Genomic DNA, 16,816 nt, shown 5'->3' on the forward strand with positions numbered 1-16,816 from the left:
CCCCCCCCCCCCCCCCCCCCCCCCCCCCCCCCCCCCCCCCCCCCCCCCCCCCCCCCCCCCCCCCCCCCCCCCCCCCCCCCCCCCCCCCCCCCCCGCTACTTGCATTTTCGACGCGGCTGCTCAGGCCTGGAGGCCGGGGACTCCGTCCCGGATCGTGAAGGAGGCCTTCGTGGAGGCAGGAGCGCCCGGCGTCGTGACGTAGTCCAGCACGCGGAAGTCCGCGGTCATGGCATCCTTGGTGATCTTCGTGTTCACGTAGCCGCGGTTGTCGTTGAAGAACTTCAGGTGCGGGTTCCAGGCCATCACCGGATCCGTAGTGGATCCGGTGCCGTTGCCCGTGGAGGTGATAGAGGTGCACACCAGTTCCGAGCCGACCACGGGCGAGGCGGGGTCCTTGTAGTCCACCTTGAGGTCGTTGGCCCAGTTGCGGTGCACGTCGCCGGTGAGGACGACGGCGTTGCGCACGTTCGCGTCGATCCAGCCCTGGGTGATGCGGCGGCGGGAGGCGGCGTAACCGTCCCAGCCGTCCATCGAGACGTCGTCGACCTCGAGGGCCTGTGCCCGGTCGCGTTCCGCGAAGAAGACCTGCTGGCCCAAAATGTCCCAGCGCTGGGTGGAGTTCCGGAAACCGTCCAGCAGCCATTTCTCCTGCTCGGCGCCGGTGATGGTGCGGTTTTCGGCGAGCCGCTCGGCCACGTTCTTCTTCCAGCCGTCGCCCGCCAGCTGGTCGTCACGGTACTGCCGGGTGTCCATCATGTGGAAGTTGGCGAGCTGGCCCCACTGGATGGTGCGGTAAATCTTCATGTCGTAACCGGCCGGAACGGACGAGGCACGCAGCGGCATGTTCTCGTAGTACGCCTGGAACGCGGCCGCACGGCGCTGGCGGAACCGTTCGGTCGTGTCGTTCATCTGGCCGGCGTCGCTGTTCTCCGGGACCTCGTCCGCCCAGTTGTTATCCACCTCGTGGTCGTCCCAGACCACCAGCCACGGTGCGATCGCGTGTGCAGCCTGCAGGTCGGCGTCGGACTTGTACTGGGCGTGGCGCTGCCGGTAACCCTCAAGCGTGACGGTCTCGGGGCCCTGGTGGTCGCGGGGATTGCCGCCGCCGATCACGTAGCTGCCCTTCTTGTACTCGTACAGGTAGTCGCCAAGGTGCAGCACGAGGTCCGGGTGGTCCTCGGCGAGGCGCGCGTAGGCGGTGAAGTAGCCGTGCTCGTACTGGGAGCAGCTGGCGAATGCCATGGCCAGGGCCGCGGGCGTTTCATGCAGCGCCGGGGCGGTCAGGGTGCGGCCGGTCGCGCTGAGGTGTTTGCCCGCGCGGAACCGGTAGAAGTACTCGCGGCCGGGCTTCAGCCCCCGCAGCTCAACATGGACGGAGTGCGCTGTTTCGATCCGCGCGGTTTCGACGCCGCGGGCTACAACAGAGCGCATGCCCGCGTCCTCGGCCACTTCCCAGGCGACAGCGACGTTGCGGGATGGCATTCCGCCGAGGCCGTTTTCGGCCAGCGGGTCCAGTGCGAGGCGGGTCCAGATGACGAAGCCGTCCGGCCACGGTTCGCCGGACGCGATGCCGAGCAGGAACGGGTCGCTGCGGAGGCCGGCGTCGTCAGCGGTTGAAACGGCGACGGCGGCACCCGGCAGGGCGGCAACAAGGCCGGCCCCGAGGCCGGCGGAGATCAGGGTTCTGCGGGAGATGGTGTCCATGCCGTCCAACGTAGGAAGGCCGGTTGGACTGCTTCTGTGGAGGATGTGAATGGCCGGTTACGGGAACATGGCGAGTGCCGCCGTCGTTGGTTCCTACTGTGCGCCCCTTGTGGCGCCCCCATCGACCAAAGGACATCCCGTGACTCCTCGCACCATCGTGATCACCGGCGCCAGCGACGGCATCGGCGCCGCCGCCGCCCGCACCCTGGCGAAGGCAGGGGAGCAGGTGGTGGTTGTCGGCCGTTCCGGTGAAAAGACGCGCGCCCTCGCCAAGGAGCTGAACGCCGACTACTTCCTGGCCGACTTCGCCGAACTGGACCAGGTCCGCGAATTGGCCGCCCAGCTGAAGTCCGACTATCCGCGGATCGATGTCCTGGCCAACAACGCCGGCGGCATCATGGGCAAGCGCACGCTCACCGTGGACGGCAACGAGTCCACGTTCCAGGTCAACCACCTCGGGCCGTTCCTGCTCACCACGCTGCTGATGGACACGCTCACCGCCAGCCGCGCGAAGGTCATCAACACCTCCAGCGGCGCCAACAGCTTCGGCAAGCTGGACTTGGCGGACCTTACCGGCGCCCGCCGCTACTCGCCGAACCGCGCCTACGGCACCGGCAAGCTCGCCAACATCCTCTTCACGTCCGAGCTGCACCGCCGCTTCCATGACCAGGGAATTACGACGGCGGCCTTCCACCCCGGCGTGGTCCGCACCAACTTCGCGGCCGAGTCGGAGAGCCCGTGGCGGCATGCCTACAAGAGTGTGCTCAACCGCTTCATGCTCACCCCGGACCAGGGGGCCGACACCCTGCTATGGCTGGTAAACGGCGCAGCGGGCACCGACTGGATTTCCGGCGCCTACTACTATAGGCGCGCCCTGGCCAAGGCCAACCCCCAGGCCTACGACGCAGCGCTGGCCCGCGGCCTGTGGGAAAAGAGCGAGGAACTGGTGGGGAAGGTTTCCTGACCAGCTTTCCGTTCCTGTCCCGGCCGGAATGCGAAACTTATGGGTCCCCGGGTAAACCCCTAGCCCTGGAAAGCCGGGGCTTCTGTCCCGGGCCGGAGTCAAAAGTCACGCATTCCGGTCAACCCAGCCTGGGGTGCTGCCGGGCCAGGGCCTCGCCGATCACCCGGGCGCCCTCCGGATACGCGGCCGCGTTGGGGCCGGAGTAGTTGAGCCGGACGAACGCGCCCGGGGCCTCGGCCGGGAACCACTCCGTACCGGCGGCGATGATGACCCCCTTGTCCTCGCAGTCCCGCATCAGCCGGGACAGGTCGGTCCCGTCCGGCATGCGCAGCCACAGGTTCAGCCCGCCCTTGGGCAGCAGCTCGATATGGGCATCCGGCACGTGCTCGCGGACGCTCGTCACCAGCAGGTCCCGCCGCGACTGCAGCTGCTGGCGCAGCCCCCGCAGGTGGGTCTGCCACCCCGGCTGCGTCAGCACATCCAGGGCCGCGGCCTGCAGCAGTCCGCTCACGTACATCGACTCCGCGGCCCGATGCGCCAGGATGCGCTCGCGGGCCGGGCCGCGGGCGATGACGGCGGCAATCCGGATCGACGTTGAGACACTCTTGGTGAGCGAGCGGATGTAAATGACGTGCCCGGCGTCGTCCCGTGTTGCCACCGGCACGGGCTGGGAGGTGATGCCGAAATCGTGCGCCCAGTCGTCCTCGATCAGGAACGCGCCATGCGCCCGGACCACGTCCAGCACCTCGCCGCCCCGCCCGGACGCCCACTGCGCGCCGGCGGGATTGGCGTAGTTCGGCTGGGCATAAAAGGCCCGCGCGCCCGTCTCCTCGAACGCCCGCGCCAGTTCAGCGGGATCGGGACCGTCCGGGCCGCTGGAAACGGGCACCACGCGCACACCGGTCTGCGCCGCGGCAAGGAGCGCGCCCCAGTACGTGGGCGACTCCATCAGCAGCGGCTGCCCGGCACCCACCAGCGCCCTGAAGATCGAGCTCAGCCCGCTCTGGCTTCCAGGCAGCACAATCACATCACTGGGAGCCGGAGGCGTGATGCCCGCAGGAGTAGCGGACCCGAGCTCCTGCGCGAACCACTGCTGCAGTTCCGGCATCCCGGCGGCAGGCGGGCGGGACAGCGCCGCGTCCCCACGGGCAGCCCTCGCCAGTGCGGAACGCACCTGCCGCTCCGGCAGCAGCTCCCGGTCCGGGTAGCCGGAGTGGAAGGCAATGACGTTGTTGGGCACGTCGCGCATGGTGCTTGAGGCAGTGGGAAGGGCCGACGGCGGGGCGCCCAGTGCCGCCGTCTGCCAGCCAAAGTCGGCGGGCCGGGCAGTCCGGACCGCCCTCACGAAGGTCCCCACCCCGGGGCGGCTTTCGATCAGCCCTTGCGCCGTCAGCACCTGCAGCGCTTTTTGCACCGTCACCGGGCTGGCCTGGTACTCCGTCACCAACGACCGGGTGGACGGCAGCCGGGCACCCGGGGCAGCACTGGAAATCCACTGCTTCAGTGCCACAACGATCCGCGAACTGCTATCGTTATTCATGAAAGATCATAGTAGCGCTATCGTTATTTCGGGTCCAGCGATACCGGCGGGGACGCCGGCCAAAACACCTTCCGGAATCTGGTGGGGGCTCCTCGGCGTCGCAGCCTTTTCCTTCACAGTGCCTTTCACCCGCGTCGCGGTGGCCGGCCTCTCCCCGCTGTTTATTGGATCAGGCCGGGCAGTGGTCGCGGCCGTCCTCGCCACCGTTGCACTCGCACTCACCCGGCAGCGGCTTCCCCGGCCCCGCACCTGGGCGAGGCTGGCGGTTGTGGCGGGCGGCGTCGTCGTCGGCTTTCCGCTACTCACCTCCTATGCACTGACAGCCGTTCCTGCGGATCACGGCGCCGTGGTCATTGCCCTGCTGCCGGCCGCGACGGCGATGGCGGCGGTGCTGCGCACCCGGGAGCATCCGCCCGCAACGTTCTGGGCGGTTATGGCACTGGGCTCGCTGGCGGCCATCGCATTCGCGTTCATGCAGTCGGGCGGCATGGGTCATTTGCACTGGGCCGACTTCCTGCTGCTCGGCGCGGTGCTGTGCTGCGCCGTCGGGTACGCCGAGGGCGGCCTGCTCGCCCGCGAACTCGGCTCGTGGCAGACCATTGCCTGGGCCCTGGTCCTCGCTGCCCCGCCCATGCTGGTCCTGGCCGTGGTTGCGCTGGCCAGCCGGCCGCCGTCGGCCACGCCCGGCCAGTGGGCAGCCTTCGATTACCTCGCCGTCGTGAGCATGTTCCTGGGCTTTTTTGCCTGGTACCGCGGCCTCGCCATCGGCCCGATCGCACGGGTCAGCCAGATCCAGCTCATCCAGCCGGTCCTGAGCATCGGCTGGGCTGCGCTCCTGCTGGGCGAAGCTGTCACCTGGTCCACGGTTATCGGCGGCCTGGCCGTCATCCTCTGCGCCGGCGCCGCCGTCCGCGTCCGCCTCAAGCCCGCCTCCTGACCGGCACCGTCCCGAAAGGACTTTCCATGTACATTCCCGCCCACTTCGCCGCCGGACCCGCCGCCACCCGGAACCTGCTCGCCAGCCCCGGCGCGGCCAACCTCGTCACCATGACCGACGCCGGCCTGATGGCAACGCTGCTGCCCTTCGTCTACGAGCGGGGCGTGGGGGAGCACGGCGCGCTGCATGCACACCTCGCCCGGAACAATCCGCAGGCCTCCGCCCCGGCCAAGGGCGAGGCACTGGCCATCATCCAGGGGCCGGACGCCTACATCTCTCCGTCCTGGTACCCGTCCAAGGCCGACCACGGCCGCGTCGTCCCCACCTGGAACTACAGCACCGCGCATGTCTACGGCGAGCTGGTGGTCCATGACGACGCCGGCTGGCTGGCACGGCACGTCCGTCGCCTGACCGGGCTGCATGAGGGCGGCCGGGAGCACTCCTGGTCGGTTGACGATGCCCCGGAGAAGTTCATCGCCGGGCAGTTGCGCGCCATCGTGGGCATGGAACTGGTGATCACACGGATCGAGGCGAAGGAGAAACTGAGCCAGAACCGGTCAGCCGCGGACGCCGCAGGAGTGGTGGCGGGACTGCGGGCTGCCGGGCAGGAAGCCGGCGCGGCCGCCGTCGAACGCGTCCGCCTGGGTGAACCAGGTCAGGAGTGAGCCTGGCGCTCTAGCTGGCCCGCTCCAGCAGGACCATGACCTCGTAATGGGTGGTCTGCGGGAACATGTCCAGGACGCGGGCGCGCCGTGCGGTGAAGGAGGGGAGTGCGGCCAGGTCGCGGGCCAGCGACTGGGCGTTGCAGCTCGAGTACACAACATGCTGCACGTCCGAGGACTCCAGCCAGCCGCACAACTCCTTGCCGATGCCGCGCCGGGGCGGGTTCACGATGACCAGTTCCGGCGACTGCTCTGAATTCACGGCGAAGGCTGTGGCGTCCCCGGCCTCGAACTCCATACCCTGCAGTCCGGCTTCTTCGCTGCTGAGTTTCGCGGACACAATGGCCTCGCTGCTGAACTCGATGCCGGTGACCGTTCGGCCCGGCGCGGCGGAATGCAGCGCGAAGCCGCCCACGCCGCAATACAGGTCCCAGACCGAGGCAGGCGCCAGTTCGTTGACCCATTCGCGGCCCTGCCGGTAGAGGGCGGCGGCCATCCCGCTGTTCGTCTGGAAGAAGCTCTGCGGGCGCAGGTGCAGGCTAAAGTCATTGACCCGCATATTGAGGGTGGACTGCTCCGTCAACAGGATCTCGCGGTCGCCTTCCAGTACGGCCTTGTGCTCCGGGAGCAGGTTGACCGAGGCCACCTTCACCTGTGGCAGGGCCGCCAGGAGGTCGGGGAGGTGCCTGCGGATGCGCGGCAGCAGCTGTTCCGAGCGCAGCACCAGGCGCAGCATGACCTCGCCGTCGGGGGACTCGGTGATGATGACGTGCTTGAGTTCGCCGCTGCGCTTCGAAACGTCGTAGGGCGTCAGGCGGTTCTTGCGGATGAAGGTGGCCAGCACGGGGAAGACGGCACGCAGCCCGGGGGAGCAAACGCCGCATTTGCGCAGGTCCACGCCGTGTCCCTCGGCGTCAAGGATGCCGATGGTGGGGTTCTGTGCGGTTCCGCTGATGACCATCTTGGCCTTGTTCCGGAAACCGGACTCCTGGCTGGCCACGGGTGGCAGCCACTCCAGCGCGCTGTGGTCCGAGAGGAGGGTCTGGCAGTGTGCCTGTTTGCCGGAGAGCTGTTCCTCGTAGGGCCGGCCCATATGGGTGCAGGAGCGGCACACGCCGGCGTCGAAGTAGGAACAGTGCATGACCGGTCAATTCTACCCGCTCCTGCGGTTATCCCCCCAGCCGCCCTTCCCGGGAGACTTTGACTTCAAATGCAGCCACCCAGACCTCAAATCCCGGCGTGTCCGTGCCAATGTGCCCCACGACGGCGGCGGGGTAGGTAACAACGTGCAACATAAGCATGAAGGTATGCCCTTAATGCACTTATATTCGGGGGGCGTGCTACTTTCGGCAGTGCCGCCGACCTTTTCTTCGATCCGCTCCGCCTCCACGTGGTCCGGATTCGGCCTGGCACCCCGCTAAAATCCCGCAGAACCGCCAACCACCTCCCTGGAGACGCCCGTGGAACCGACAACAATGACCCCCGATGCCCGGCCGGCAACACCGGAACCTGCTTCGGGGCTGCGCCGGTCCATGGGCCCGCGCCACCTGGTGATGATTGCCATGGGCGGCGTAATCGGTTCGGGCCTGTTCCTCAGCTCCGGCTACACCATCTCGCAGGCGGGCCCGCTCGGCGCGGTGATTGCCTACCTCATCGGCGCGTTCGTGGTGTACCTGGTCATGGCCTGCCTGGGCGAGCTGGCCATCGCCCACCCGGTGTCCGGCGCGTTCCACATCTACGCCGCCCGTTCCATCGGACCGGCCACGGGCTTCGCCACGGCATGGCTGTACTGGCTCTGCTGGGCGGTGGCCATCGGCTCCGAGTTCACCGCGTCCGGCCTACTGATGCAGCGCTGGTTCCCGGACGTTGACGTCTGGGTCTGGTGCCTGGTCTTTGCCGCGGTGCTGTTTGGCCTAAACGCCGTATCCTCACGCTTCTTCGGCGAGGCCGAATTCTGGTTCGCCATCGTCAAGGTCGCCGCGATCATCGGCCTCATCGTCCTGGGAGGTGCGGCACTCTTCGGCTTCCGTCTGATAAGCGCCGGGGGCGACCACCCCTTCCTCTTCGAAAACTTCGCCACCGACGGCGGGCTCTTCCCCAACGGCTTCACCGGCGTCCTGGTCACCGTGCTCGCCGTCTTTTACGCCTTCTCCGGCTCCGAGCTGATCGGCGTCGCGGCCGGCGAAACCAGGGACCCCGGTACGGCCATCCCCAAGGCGCTGCGCACCACCGTGATCCGCCTCCTCATCTTCTTCGTCGGCGCCATCGCGGTCATCGCCGCCACCATTCCCTACGGCGAAGTCGGCCTCGACGAAAGCCCGTTTGTCACGGTCTTCTCCGCCGTCGGCATCCCCTTCGGGGCGGACATCATGAACTTCGTGATCATCACCGCGCTCCTTTCCGCCGGCAACAGCGGCCTCTTCTCCTGCGCCCGCATGCTCTACTCCCTGGCCGACGAGGGCCACGCGCCCCGCGCCCTGAAGAAGCTGACACGCCGCGGCATCCCGCTGACCGCCCTCGCCCTCAGCATGGTGGGCGGCCTGGCCTCCCTCATCAGCAGCGTGGTGGCGCCGGAGACGGTCTACCTGGTCCTGGTGTCCGTTGCCGGATTCGCAGTGGTGGGCGTGTGGATGTCCATTACGGCCTCCCACTTCTTCCACCGCCGCGCCTTTGTCCGCGCCGGCGGCGACATCTCCACCCTCGCCTACAAGGCGCCGCTGTTCCCGCTGGTCCCCATCCTGGCTTTCAGCCTCTGCGTCGTCTCTCTGGTCGGCATCGCCCTCGACCCCGCCCAGGCGCCCGCGCTGTACTTCGGCGTCCCGTTCGTCGCGGGCTGCTACGCCTACTTCCACCTCCGCCATGGGCGCAGGGCGCGAGGCGCCGCCTAAGTTTCCAAGGAACGTACGACGGCGGCACCTCGGGAAGGTGCGCCAGGCACTTTCCCGGGGTGTCGGCGTCGTCCGCGCAAACCCGGCCACGGCCGCGCGGACGGGAAGGGCGTGCCGTGGAAGAATGGTGCCGGGTTACTGGCCAGGAGGGGCAAAGGAAGCGTGGATTCGTCCGCTGAGGCGTCATCAACGGCGCAGGGTCTCCGGATCGTGCGGCTGGTGGCAGACCGGGAAAAGAAGGGCGGCCCGCTGCTGGGCGTCTCCCAGATCGCGGCCGAACTGGCGATGGAACAAAGCCGCGTCTCCAGGCTGGCCCAGGAGCTGTGCGGCCTTGGACTCCTGGAACGCGAGGACCGTGGACCGTTCCGCGCTGGACCGGGGTTCTTCAACCTCGCGGCCGCCCGCAATACCGGATGGGTGCGGGCAGCGAAGGCCGAACTTGAAGCACTGGTGGCCGTGCTTGGGCTGCGCGCACGGCTGTCCGTCCGCGACGGGTTCCGCGTGATCCTCCTTCGCAGCTCCAGCAACGACTCCCTGCCCGGAAGCTTCGTCCAGCCCGGAATGGTGACCCCCGCGTGGTGCACGGGTGCCGGCCGGGCGCTGCTCTGGGACTTCGACCGGACCGCCCTGGAAGGCCTGCTGCAGGACGTGAACTACATCGGAATCGGCGGCCCGGGCGCCGCGCACACTACCGCGGAGGTCTGGGACCTGATGGTCCGCGACCGGGCCGCAGGGTTCGTCGCCGCCAGCGAAGAATACGAGCACGAGGTGGTCGAAGTGGCCGTGCCGGTGCGGGACCCCGGCGGGAGCATCCTCGCCGCACTCAGCGTGCTGGGGAACCCCGCGCAGGTAGGGTCCGGCGCGAAGGCTGCCGACGAACTGCGCCGCGCCGCGGACCGCCTGCGCGCATCCTGACTCAGTACAGCTGGGCCTGGTCCTGCGGCTGGAACCCGAGCCGGGACTCGAGCCACTGCCCCTGCCGGACCAGGGCTGCGGCGCATTCGTCCCGGCGCGGCTCCAGCCGGTCCTTGATGCCAACGATCTGCAACGCGGCCACAACATCGCCCTTGAAGTCGCGGACCGGGACGGCCAGGGAATAGAGCCCGGGCTCCGCCTCCTGGTCCACAATCGAGTAGCCGCGGTCCCTGGCTGCGGCACGGCGTGCCAGAAAATCATCCACGTCCCTGGGTGTGTTCGGCCCGTGGCGCACAAAGTCGACGCCGGCAAAAACCGTCCGCACCTCGGCATCCGAAGCTTCCCACAGCACAGCCTGGCCGGCGTCACTGCAGTAGGCGGGGTATGGCCTGCCCAACCACGATCCAACCAGGTTGCTGCTGGCCGGCACACTCTCGCCGATGGTGACGGTGCTGTTCCCGTGCAGGACCCCGAGGAAGCAGGCTTCGTCGATGCCGCTCGCCAGCGCGTCAAGGGCTGTACCGCCGTCGGTCTTCAAGCGCCTCCCGGTGATCAGTTGGGCGTCGGTGAGGAGGGACCAGTCCAGTTCGTATGTCCGTGAGGTCCTGGCGAGGAAGCCCTCCTGCCCGGCGCTGCGCAGGCTGCGGGAAACCTGGCTGCGGTCCTTGCCCAGGTCCGCGGCGATGTCCGCCACCGTCCCGCCGGGAAACCCGGCGGCATGCCGTGCTCCAACGGCAAGGACGGCCTGGATTCCGCGGCCCATACTGGAGGATTTCGGCATGCTCCCGAGTCTAGTGCGAGGGGTCCGGGGGCACGTCCGGCCAACGGACTTTGATCGTCTTGAGCATGGACAGATGCCTATGATGACTACATGCCCAGCCCCAGCTCCCTGTCCACCCTGGTCTCATCCGGGGACCACTTCGTCTCGGACGGCGCGCTGGCCACCGAACTCGAGGCCCGCGGCTGCAACCTTGATGATCCGCTGTGGTCGGCCAAGGTCCTGCTGGAACAGCCTGAGCTGATCAGGGATGTGCATCGGGACTACTTCGCCGCAGGCGCCAGGATCGCCACCACCGCCAGCTACCAGGCCACGCCCCACGGCTTCGCGAGGCGGGGAATGGACGAGGCCGCGGCGCTGGAACTGGTCTCGCTCTCGGTCCGGCTGGCGGACGAGGCACGGCGGCAGCACCTTGAAGCTGTCCCCGACGCCGGCCCCCTGCTGATTGCCGGATCGGTCGGGCCGTACGGAGCCTACCTGGCGGACGGGTCCGAATACCGCGGCGACTACGTGCTGTCCGTTGAGGAGTTCCGCGACTTCCACCGGCCCCGGGTTGCGGCGCTCGCCGAGGCGGGCACGGACGTCCTCGCCTTCGAGACCCTGCCCTCCTTCGCCGAAGCCCAGGCGCTGCTGGCACTCACGGAGGAGTTCGACGTCGACACCTGGTTTTCCTTTTCCCTCCGGGACGGCGCGCACATCAGCGACGGCACACCCCTGGCGTCAGTGGCCGCACTGCTGGACGGCAAAGCCAGGGTGGCCGCGGTGGGAGTGAACTGCGTGCCCCTGCACCTGGTCACCCCCGCGCTCACCGCCCTCGGCCAGGCCACGGAGATGCCACTGCTGGCCTACCCCAACTCCGGCGAAACCTACGATCCCGCCACCAAGACCTGGAACCCCGCAGCCCGCGATGCCGGTTCGCCCGCACCGCACGACTTGGCCAGTGGGGCACCCGCCTGGCGGGACCTCGGTGCGCGCATCATCGGCGGCTGCTGCCGGACAACCCCGGGTGACATCGCCGCCGTCGCTATTGGCCGAGCAGCCCGTAGGTACTGATCACGTTGCCCTTGCTGGTCCGCCGCTCGTCCTGCAGCACCAGCCGGGTGGTGGGGTCGCCGTCCTCGAACAGGCGCCGGCCGCTGCCAGCCACGACGGGGTGGGTCATCAGGGTGAGTGAGTCCAGCAGCCCGGCGAACAGCAGCTGGCGGGTGACCGAAATGCTGCCGCACACGGCGATCTCACCGCCGTCGCGCTCCTTCAACGCCCGGACGAACTCCTCAAGGGGTGCGTCCATCAGGCGCGAGTTCTGCCACTCCAGCGGCTCCGTCAGCGTCCGGGACGCCACGAACTTTTCCACCGGGTTGATAAAGGCGGCAAAATCCTCATCCACCGAGGCGTTCGGCCAATAGCCCGCCCATTCCTGGTAGCTCACCCGGCCCAGCACCACCGTGTCCACGGTGTCCATCATCTTGGTGAGGCCCTCTCCGAGCTCGTCGTCGAAGCTGTCGAACTGGAACTTATAGGGATCGGACACCACGCCATCGACGGAATGGAACAGGCCGGCGGTCACTTTGCGCATTCGAAAACCTCCATGAAATCGGGCGGACAAACACACGGTAATCAGGCGCAACGGCGCGGGGAAGGGATGTCCCGAAAACCGGACACCGCAGGGCAAAAGACGGACGACGGCGGCCCTCCCGTTAGGTTGATCACTCGCCCCCGCGTCTTGCACGGTTTCGGCAAATCCGGGCCCCATACTTGTGTTGATGCGGCCACTTTCCGCAGCCCCGGCCAGGCAGGAGGAAGTGCATGGAAACCCTGAAAAAAATTGTGACCAACCAGTATTTTCCCGCCGCAGCGGTGCTGACGGCCGTAGTCCTTTTCTGGGCCGTGGGACTGCTCGGCGGGCTGTCCCTGCTGCATAACAACCAGCCGCCGCTGACCACCCTCACCTGGATGCTTTTTGTCTATGGCGCAGCCGTGCTGACGCCGCTGGCCGGCCTGCTGGCCGCCGCCGACCTCCTCCGCCGCTGGCGCCTCAACCGGGCCGCGGCTGCTGCACCTGAAACGGACGACGCCGGCACGCGCCAGGCTGCGGCCGTCCAGCCCCGGCCGGCAGAGGCAGCGGTGGACGCCGGGGTTGCGGAGCCGCGCCGGGAGCCGGCCGTGGAGCAGCCGGCCATGAAGCAGGCGACCAATAAGCCTGTAACCAATAAGCCTTCAGCCAAAAAGCCCGCGACCAAGAAGTCCGGCGCCAAAAAAGCCGCCTGACGGGCACCGACGGCTTCAGTTCCCCGACGCCAGTTCCACCCGGTTCCGCCCCGCCGCCTTGGCGGCGTAGAGGGCAGCGTCCGCCTGGCCCAGCAGGGTCTCCGCCGCTGTGCCCTGCCCGGGCTGGAACGTGGCAATCCCCGCGCTGAGCCGCAACTGGCCGGACGGGTCGCCGCGGTGGGGAATGGCGAGTTCGCGGACGGCCGCCAGGGCGCGTTCCAGCAGGGCCTGGGCGCGCTTGAGGCTCTGGTGCGGGAGGACCAGCAGGAACTCCTCACCGCCGAACCGGTACACGCCGTCGCTCTTGCGGACCTGCCCCGACAGCTCGGCGGCGACCGTGCGCAGGGCCAGGTCCCCGGCCTGATGGCCGTAGATGTCGTTGTAAGCCTTGAAGTTGTCCACGTCGCACATGGCCAGGCTGTACTCCTCGCCGTAACGGATGCTGCGGGCGTGCAGCTGCTCAAGGTCCTCCGCGAGCTTGAGCCGGTTGTGCAGCCCCGTCAGGGGGTCCGTCCGCGCCTGCTGCGACAGCACCTTCCGGTAATGCGCCAGGTCGGCATGGAGGGTGGTGATCCGCCGGGCGACCAGGAGCCGGGCATGCAGCACAAACGGATCGAGCGGCTTGGTGACGTAGTCGTCCGCGCCGGCCTCAAGCCCGGCCAGTACATCATCCCGCGAGCCTTGGGACGTCAGCAGCACAACGTACGTGTACAGGTCCAGTTCCCGGGCGCGTATGGCGCGGCAGAGGGCCAGCCCGTCCATTCCCGGCATCATCCAGTCGGTCACCACCACGTCCGGGCTGTGCTCCAGGTACATCGCCCATGCCGCGTCACCGTCCGCCGCGGCCAGGCACTCGTGACCGGACCGTTCGACGGCGGCCCGTGCCACGAGCAGCGACCCCGGGTCGTCGTCGGCCACCAGGACTTTCACGAATCCACCCCCAGTGCAGCGTCGAGTTCGGCATCCACCCGCCGGAGTTCGGCCTCGAGCCGGTCCACCGCATCCGCACCGGCAGTGTGGTTGCCGGCCCTGCCCAGCTCCTCAAGCTCTGCGCAGATCGCCGCCGCGGCGGCAGCGCCGATGTTCGCTGCCGCACCCTTCAAGGCGTGGGCGGCCTGCACCAGCGGCGGCCCGCCGTCGTCGATGGCGGAGCGCAGCGCCGCAAGCCGCCCCGGGAGGTCCTTCCGGAACGCCTCCGCGGTGGCGGGCAGCAGGCCGCGCCCGTCCTCGGGGCCGAGGCTGCGGAGCAGGGCGAGCCTCTCCCCATCCAGCGAGGGTGCTCCCTGCCTGTCGGCGGCGTCCGGGCCGGTGTTGGCTGCGGGCCGGGTGCCGGCAGCGGCACCGGCCCCCGTGACCGCCAGGGGCTGGGGGACCTGCTCCGGCACCCAGCGTGCCAGCGCGGCCTCAAGGGCGGCCGCGTCAACGGGTTTGGCAAGGTAGTCATCCATGCCGGCGGCCAGGCAGCGCTCCCGGTCGCCATCCAGTGCCCCGGCGGTCATGGCGATGATCGGCAGCCGGTACATCCCGCCGCGGGACCGGATCACGCGTGTGGCCTCGAAACCGTCCATCACCGGCATGTGGCAGTCCATCAGGACCGCCGAATAACGGGTCGCCTCCGTGGCGTCCACGGCTTCGGCACCGTTGGACACCACGTCCACTGCATAGCCGAACTTGACCACCGTGGCGCGGGCCACGAGCTGGTTGACCTCGTTGTCCTCAACCACCAGGACCCGCCCGCGGTGCGGGCCGGAGGCCGGGGCCGGGACGGGCGGCCCGCCGGACGGTTCCGGCGCGGGCGAGGGGTTCCGGGTGGACATCAGGCGGACCAGGCGGTTGTAGAACTCGGAACTGCGCACCGGCTTCGTCAGCCATTCCCGTACACCAGCGTCTGCGATGTCAGCGGCATCCACCTGCATGGTGGAGGTGAGCATGATGAGCTCAAGGCCTGCCAGTTCAGGGTCTGCTTTTATCCGCCGCGCCAGTTCGAGGCCGTCAGTGTCCGGCATGCACAGGTCCAGCACGGCAAGGTGGAACGGCTCGCCGGCTGCCCGGGCCTGGCGGGCGCGGGCCAGGGCCGTTTGGGCGTCCGGGACGGCCTCGGGCTGGAGCCGCCAGCCGCGCAGCTGTGATTCCAGCACCAGGCGGTTGGTGGCGTTGTCGTCCACCACAAGCGCGCGCAGTCCGGCGAGGAAACCGGCAGTCGGGACGGGGTCGGTGGACGGAGGGGCGACCGGCAGGGGCAGGCGGAACCAGAACGTGCTGCCCTGGCCGGGGGTGCTTTCCAGTCCGATGTCGCCGTCCATGGCCTTGGTCAGGCGGCTGCTGATGGCCAGGCCCAGCCCGGTGCCGCCGTAGCGGCGGGTGGTGGAGGCATCCGCCTGGGAGAACGACTGGAACAGTTTCCGGTGGTGGGCGGGATCGATGCCGATGCCGGTGTCCCGGACCTCGAAGTGGATGGTTGAGGTGCTGCCGGGGGCGGCCCCGGGGTTTTCCGTGCGGACGCGGATGGATACTTCCCCGGACGCTGTGAACTTGACGGCATTGGACGCGAGGTTCAGCAGGATCTGACGGATCCGGCCGGAGTCGCCCTCCAACCGGGCCGGCACCTCCGGCTCGCAGTAGCCGATGAGCTCGAGGTTCTTGGCCAGTGCCGGTTCGGCCAGCAGCCCGGCCACCTCCTCCACCAGTACCCTGGGGTCGAACGGCCTGACGTCAAGGTCCACCTTGCCGGCCTCGAGTTTCGAGAAGTCCAGGATGTCGTTGATGAGGGCCAGCAAGGCCTCGCCGGCGCCTTTCACGCCCTGTGCGTACTGCTTCTGGGTTTCGTCCAGCCGGGTTTCCAGCAGCAGGGACGTCAGGCCCACCACCCCGTTCATGGGGGTGCGGATTTCGTGGCTCATGGTGGCGAGGAACTCCGACTTGAGCCGGCTGGACTCCATGGCCGCCTCCCGTGCCGTCTCCAGCTCCCGGGTCCGTACTGCCACCTCCTCCTCCAGGCCGGTGGTCAGGCGGATGTTCTCGAAGACAATGAGGACCTGCCGGGCCAGGACGCTGGCCAGGAGGATGGCTCCAACCACCACCAGGAACGGGTTTACCTCGCTGAGGTGGGGGACCGCGAACAGCAGCACGGCCAGCACCAGGGGGGTGTACGGCAGCAGCTCAAGGGCAAGCGTGTATGTGGTGCGGTCCCTGCCGGTGCCTTCCGCATTCGGAGCCAGGGGAGCCAGGGCGATGAGGAGGAAGGCGGCGATCCAGCCAAGGGCGAGCGGCGAGCCCGTGGCGCCCGTGACGCCGTCGAATGTCATCCGCACGTAGATGCTGTCCGTGACGGCGAGGACCACCATGCCGCCGCCGAAGCAGAGCCAGGGGAGGCGCTCACCGGGCTGCCGACGCATGGCCAGGACCAGGACCAGCGAGGTGATCACGAGGTCCGCAACCGGGTAGGCCATGCCCGTGATCCGGGTCAGCGGGTCTCCGACGGAGTCCACGGCAGGGCCAAGTGCCGTGTACCAGCTGACCACCAGCACCGAACCGGCAATCACTGCCGCGTCCATCACCGCCCGGTACAGCGCCACCGGGCTGCCGGTCCGGCGCTTGAACAGGAAGAGCGCGACGACGGCGGGCAGCGCATACCCGATGAACCCGGCGTCCGCCAGCGAGGGGAAGGGATAGGTGTGGTCGAACGCGAGGCCGTAGTAGGCATAGACCGCCATCCCTGCCGCCCACACGAACACGGCAACAGCCATGAAGGTCCAGGCCCGGGCGTTGGGGCCGCCCCGGACAGCGGCGCGGGTGCAGCTCGCCCCCGCCAGCAACGAGGCCGCGAGGATCAGGAAGTCGCCTGTTACCAGGGCATGCGGTGTGCCGTTATTGGCGGCGAAATACGCCCACAGCGCTCCCAGTACCAGGATGGCCGCCAGGACCAGCCATAGCGGCCGCGTTCCGCCTGTCAGCACAGTTCCGCCGGTCAGCACAGTGCGCGGGTGTTCCGGGTGGCCCTGTCCCGGGCGACCCTGTTCACCGAGACCAGTCTTGGACACGGAAATTCCCTCCCCCCAGCGGCGCCCGGAGCCCCCGGAGGTGAGGCCGGGGCCCACCCGAGACCTGGGTGGAGACGCCTTTTTATGATATCCCTCACATCACCGAAAAAGGCCGGGCCG

Annotated in this window: 14 protein-coding genes; 7 read left to right on the plus strand and 7 right to left on the minus strand. The window is 68.6% G+C overall.

Going from position 1 to position 16,816, the window contains the following annotated elements; genetic code table 11:
- Positions 1 to 120: 120 nt before the first annotated feature.
- Positions 121 to 1,704: an alkaline phosphatase D family protein gene (locus ACYQ1Z_RS13495; RefSeq protein WP_459793042.1), complete on the minus strand. Its 1,584-nt coding sequence runs from the start codon at positions 1,702 to 1,704 to the stop codon at positions 121 to 123.
- Between the two features lie 139 nt (positions 1,705 to 1,843).
- Here ACYQ1Z_RS13495 and ACYQ1Z_RS13500 point away from each other — a divergent pair, with 139 nt between their 5' ends.
- Positions 1,844 to 2,668 carry an SDR family NAD(P)-dependent oxidoreductase gene (locus ACYQ1Z_RS13500; RefSeq protein ID WP_459793043.1) on the plus strand — a complete coding sequence of 275 codons (825 nt, stop codon included), beginning with the start codon at positions 1,844 to 1,846 and terminating at the stop codon, positions 2,666 to 2,668.
- Positions 2,669 to 2,786: 118 nt separating this feature from the next.
- Here ACYQ1Z_RS13500 and ACYQ1Z_RS13505 read toward each other — a convergent pair whose 3' ends face one another.
- Positions 2,787 to 4,208: an aminotransferase-like domain-containing protein gene (locus ACYQ1Z_RS13505; protein ID WP_459793044.1), complete on the minus strand. Its 1,422-nt coding sequence runs from the start codon at positions 4,206 to 4,208 to the stop codon at positions 2,787 to 2,789.
- Between ACYQ1Z_RS13505 and ACYQ1Z_RS13510 the strand changes: the two genes are divergently transcribed.
- Both ACYQ1Z_RS13510 and ACYQ1Z_RS13515 read left to right on the plus strand, forming a co-directional pair.
- Entirely contained in the window at positions 4,207 to 5,145 is a 939-nt protein-coding gene (locus ACYQ1Z_RS13510; protein ID WP_459793045.1) for a DMT family transporter, read from the plus strand. The two genes, ACYQ1Z_RS13505 and ACYQ1Z_RS13510, sit on opposite strands and share 2 nt — an antisense overlap.
- Positions 5,146 to 5,171: 26 nt before the next feature.
- The gene (locus ACYQ1Z_RS13515) at positions 5,172 to 5,810 is read left to right on the plus strand and encodes an FMN-binding negative transcriptional regulator (RefSeq protein WP_459793046.1); all 639 of its coding nucleotides are present in this window, start codon (positions 5,172 to 5,174) and stop codon (positions 5,808 to 5,810) included.
- 10 nt (positions 5,811 to 5,820) lie between these two features.
- Here ACYQ1Z_RS13515 and rlmC read toward each other — a convergent pair whose 3' ends face one another.
- On the minus strand, positions 5,821 to 6,948 hold the full coding sequence (gene rlmC / locus ACYQ1Z_RS13520) for a 23S rRNA (uracil(747)-C(5))-methyltransferase RlmC (RefSeq protein ID WP_459793047.1): 1,128 nt from the start codon (positions 6,946 to 6,948) through the stop codon (positions 5,821 to 5,823).
- 334 nt (positions 6,949 to 7,282) lie between these two features.
- Here rlmC and ACYQ1Z_RS13525 point away from each other — a divergent pair, with 334 nt between their 5' ends.
- Entirely contained in the window at positions 7,283 to 8,695 is a 1,413-nt protein-coding gene (locus ACYQ1Z_RS13525) for an amino acid permease (RefSeq protein WP_459793074.1), read from the plus strand.
- A 162-nt stretch (positions 8,696 to 8,857) separates the two neighbouring features.
- Positions 8,858 to 9,610 carry an IclR family transcriptional regulator gene (locus ACYQ1Z_RS13530; protein ID WP_459793048.1) on the plus strand — a complete coding sequence of 251 codons (753 nt, stop codon included), beginning with the start codon at positions 8,858 to 8,860 and terminating at the stop codon, positions 9,608 to 9,610.
- 1 nt (position 9,611) lies between these two features.
- On the opposite strand, the gene ACYQ1Z_RS13535 is transcribed toward ACYQ1Z_RS13530, so the two are convergent.
- A complete protein-coding gene (locus ACYQ1Z_RS13535; RefSeq protein ID WP_459793049.1) occupies positions 9,612 to 10,391 on the minus strand; it encodes an IclR family transcriptional regulator in 780 nt (259 codons plus the stop codon).
- Positions 10,392 to 10,481: 90 nt separating this feature from the next.
- Here ACYQ1Z_RS13535 and mmuM point away from each other — a divergent pair, with 90 nt between their 5' ends.
- The gene (mmuM, locus tag ACYQ1Z_RS13540; RefSeq protein ID WP_459793050.1) at positions 10,482 to 11,441 is read left to right on the plus strand and encodes a homocysteine S-methyltransferase; all 960 of its coding nucleotides are present in this window, start codon (positions 10,482 to 10,484) and stop codon (positions 11,439 to 11,441) included.
- Here the strand turns inward: mmuM and ACYQ1Z_RS13545 are convergent.
- The gene (locus ACYQ1Z_RS13545; RefSeq protein ID WP_459793051.1) at positions 11,413 to 11,964 is read right to left on the minus strand and encodes a dihydrofolate reductase family protein; all 552 of its coding nucleotides are present in this window, start codon (positions 11,962 to 11,964) and stop codon (positions 11,413 to 11,415) included. The two genes, mmuM and ACYQ1Z_RS13545, sit on opposite strands and share 29 nt — an antisense overlap.
- A gap of 230 nt (positions 11,965 to 12,194) precedes the next feature.
- Here ACYQ1Z_RS13545 and ACYQ1Z_RS13550 point away from each other — a divergent pair, with 230 nt between their 5' ends.
- Entirely contained in the window at positions 12,195 to 12,656 is a 462-nt protein-coding gene (locus ACYQ1Z_RS13550) for a hypothetical protein (RefSeq protein ID WP_459793052.1), read from the plus strand.
- 15 nt (positions 12,657 to 12,671) lie between these two features.
- Here ACYQ1Z_RS13550 and ACYQ1Z_RS13555 read toward each other — a convergent pair whose 3' ends face one another.
- Positions 12,672 to 13,586, minus strand: coding sequence for a GGDEF domain-containing response regulator (locus tag ACYQ1Z_RS13555; protein WP_459793053.1), 915 nt, complete (start codon positions 13,584 to 13,586; stop codon positions 12,672 to 12,674).
- On the minus strand, positions 13,583 to 16,696 hold the full coding sequence (locus tag ACYQ1Z_RS13560; RefSeq protein WP_459793054.1) for a response regulator: 3,114 nt from the start codon (positions 16,694 to 16,696) through the stop codon (positions 13,583 to 13,585). The genes ACYQ1Z_RS13555 and ACYQ1Z_RS13560 overlap by 4 nt, the downstream gene beginning before the upstream one ends.
- Positions 16,697 to 16,816: the final 120 nt, after the last annotated feature.

It is taken from the genome of Arthrobacter sp. AD-310, from assembly GCF_054656615.1.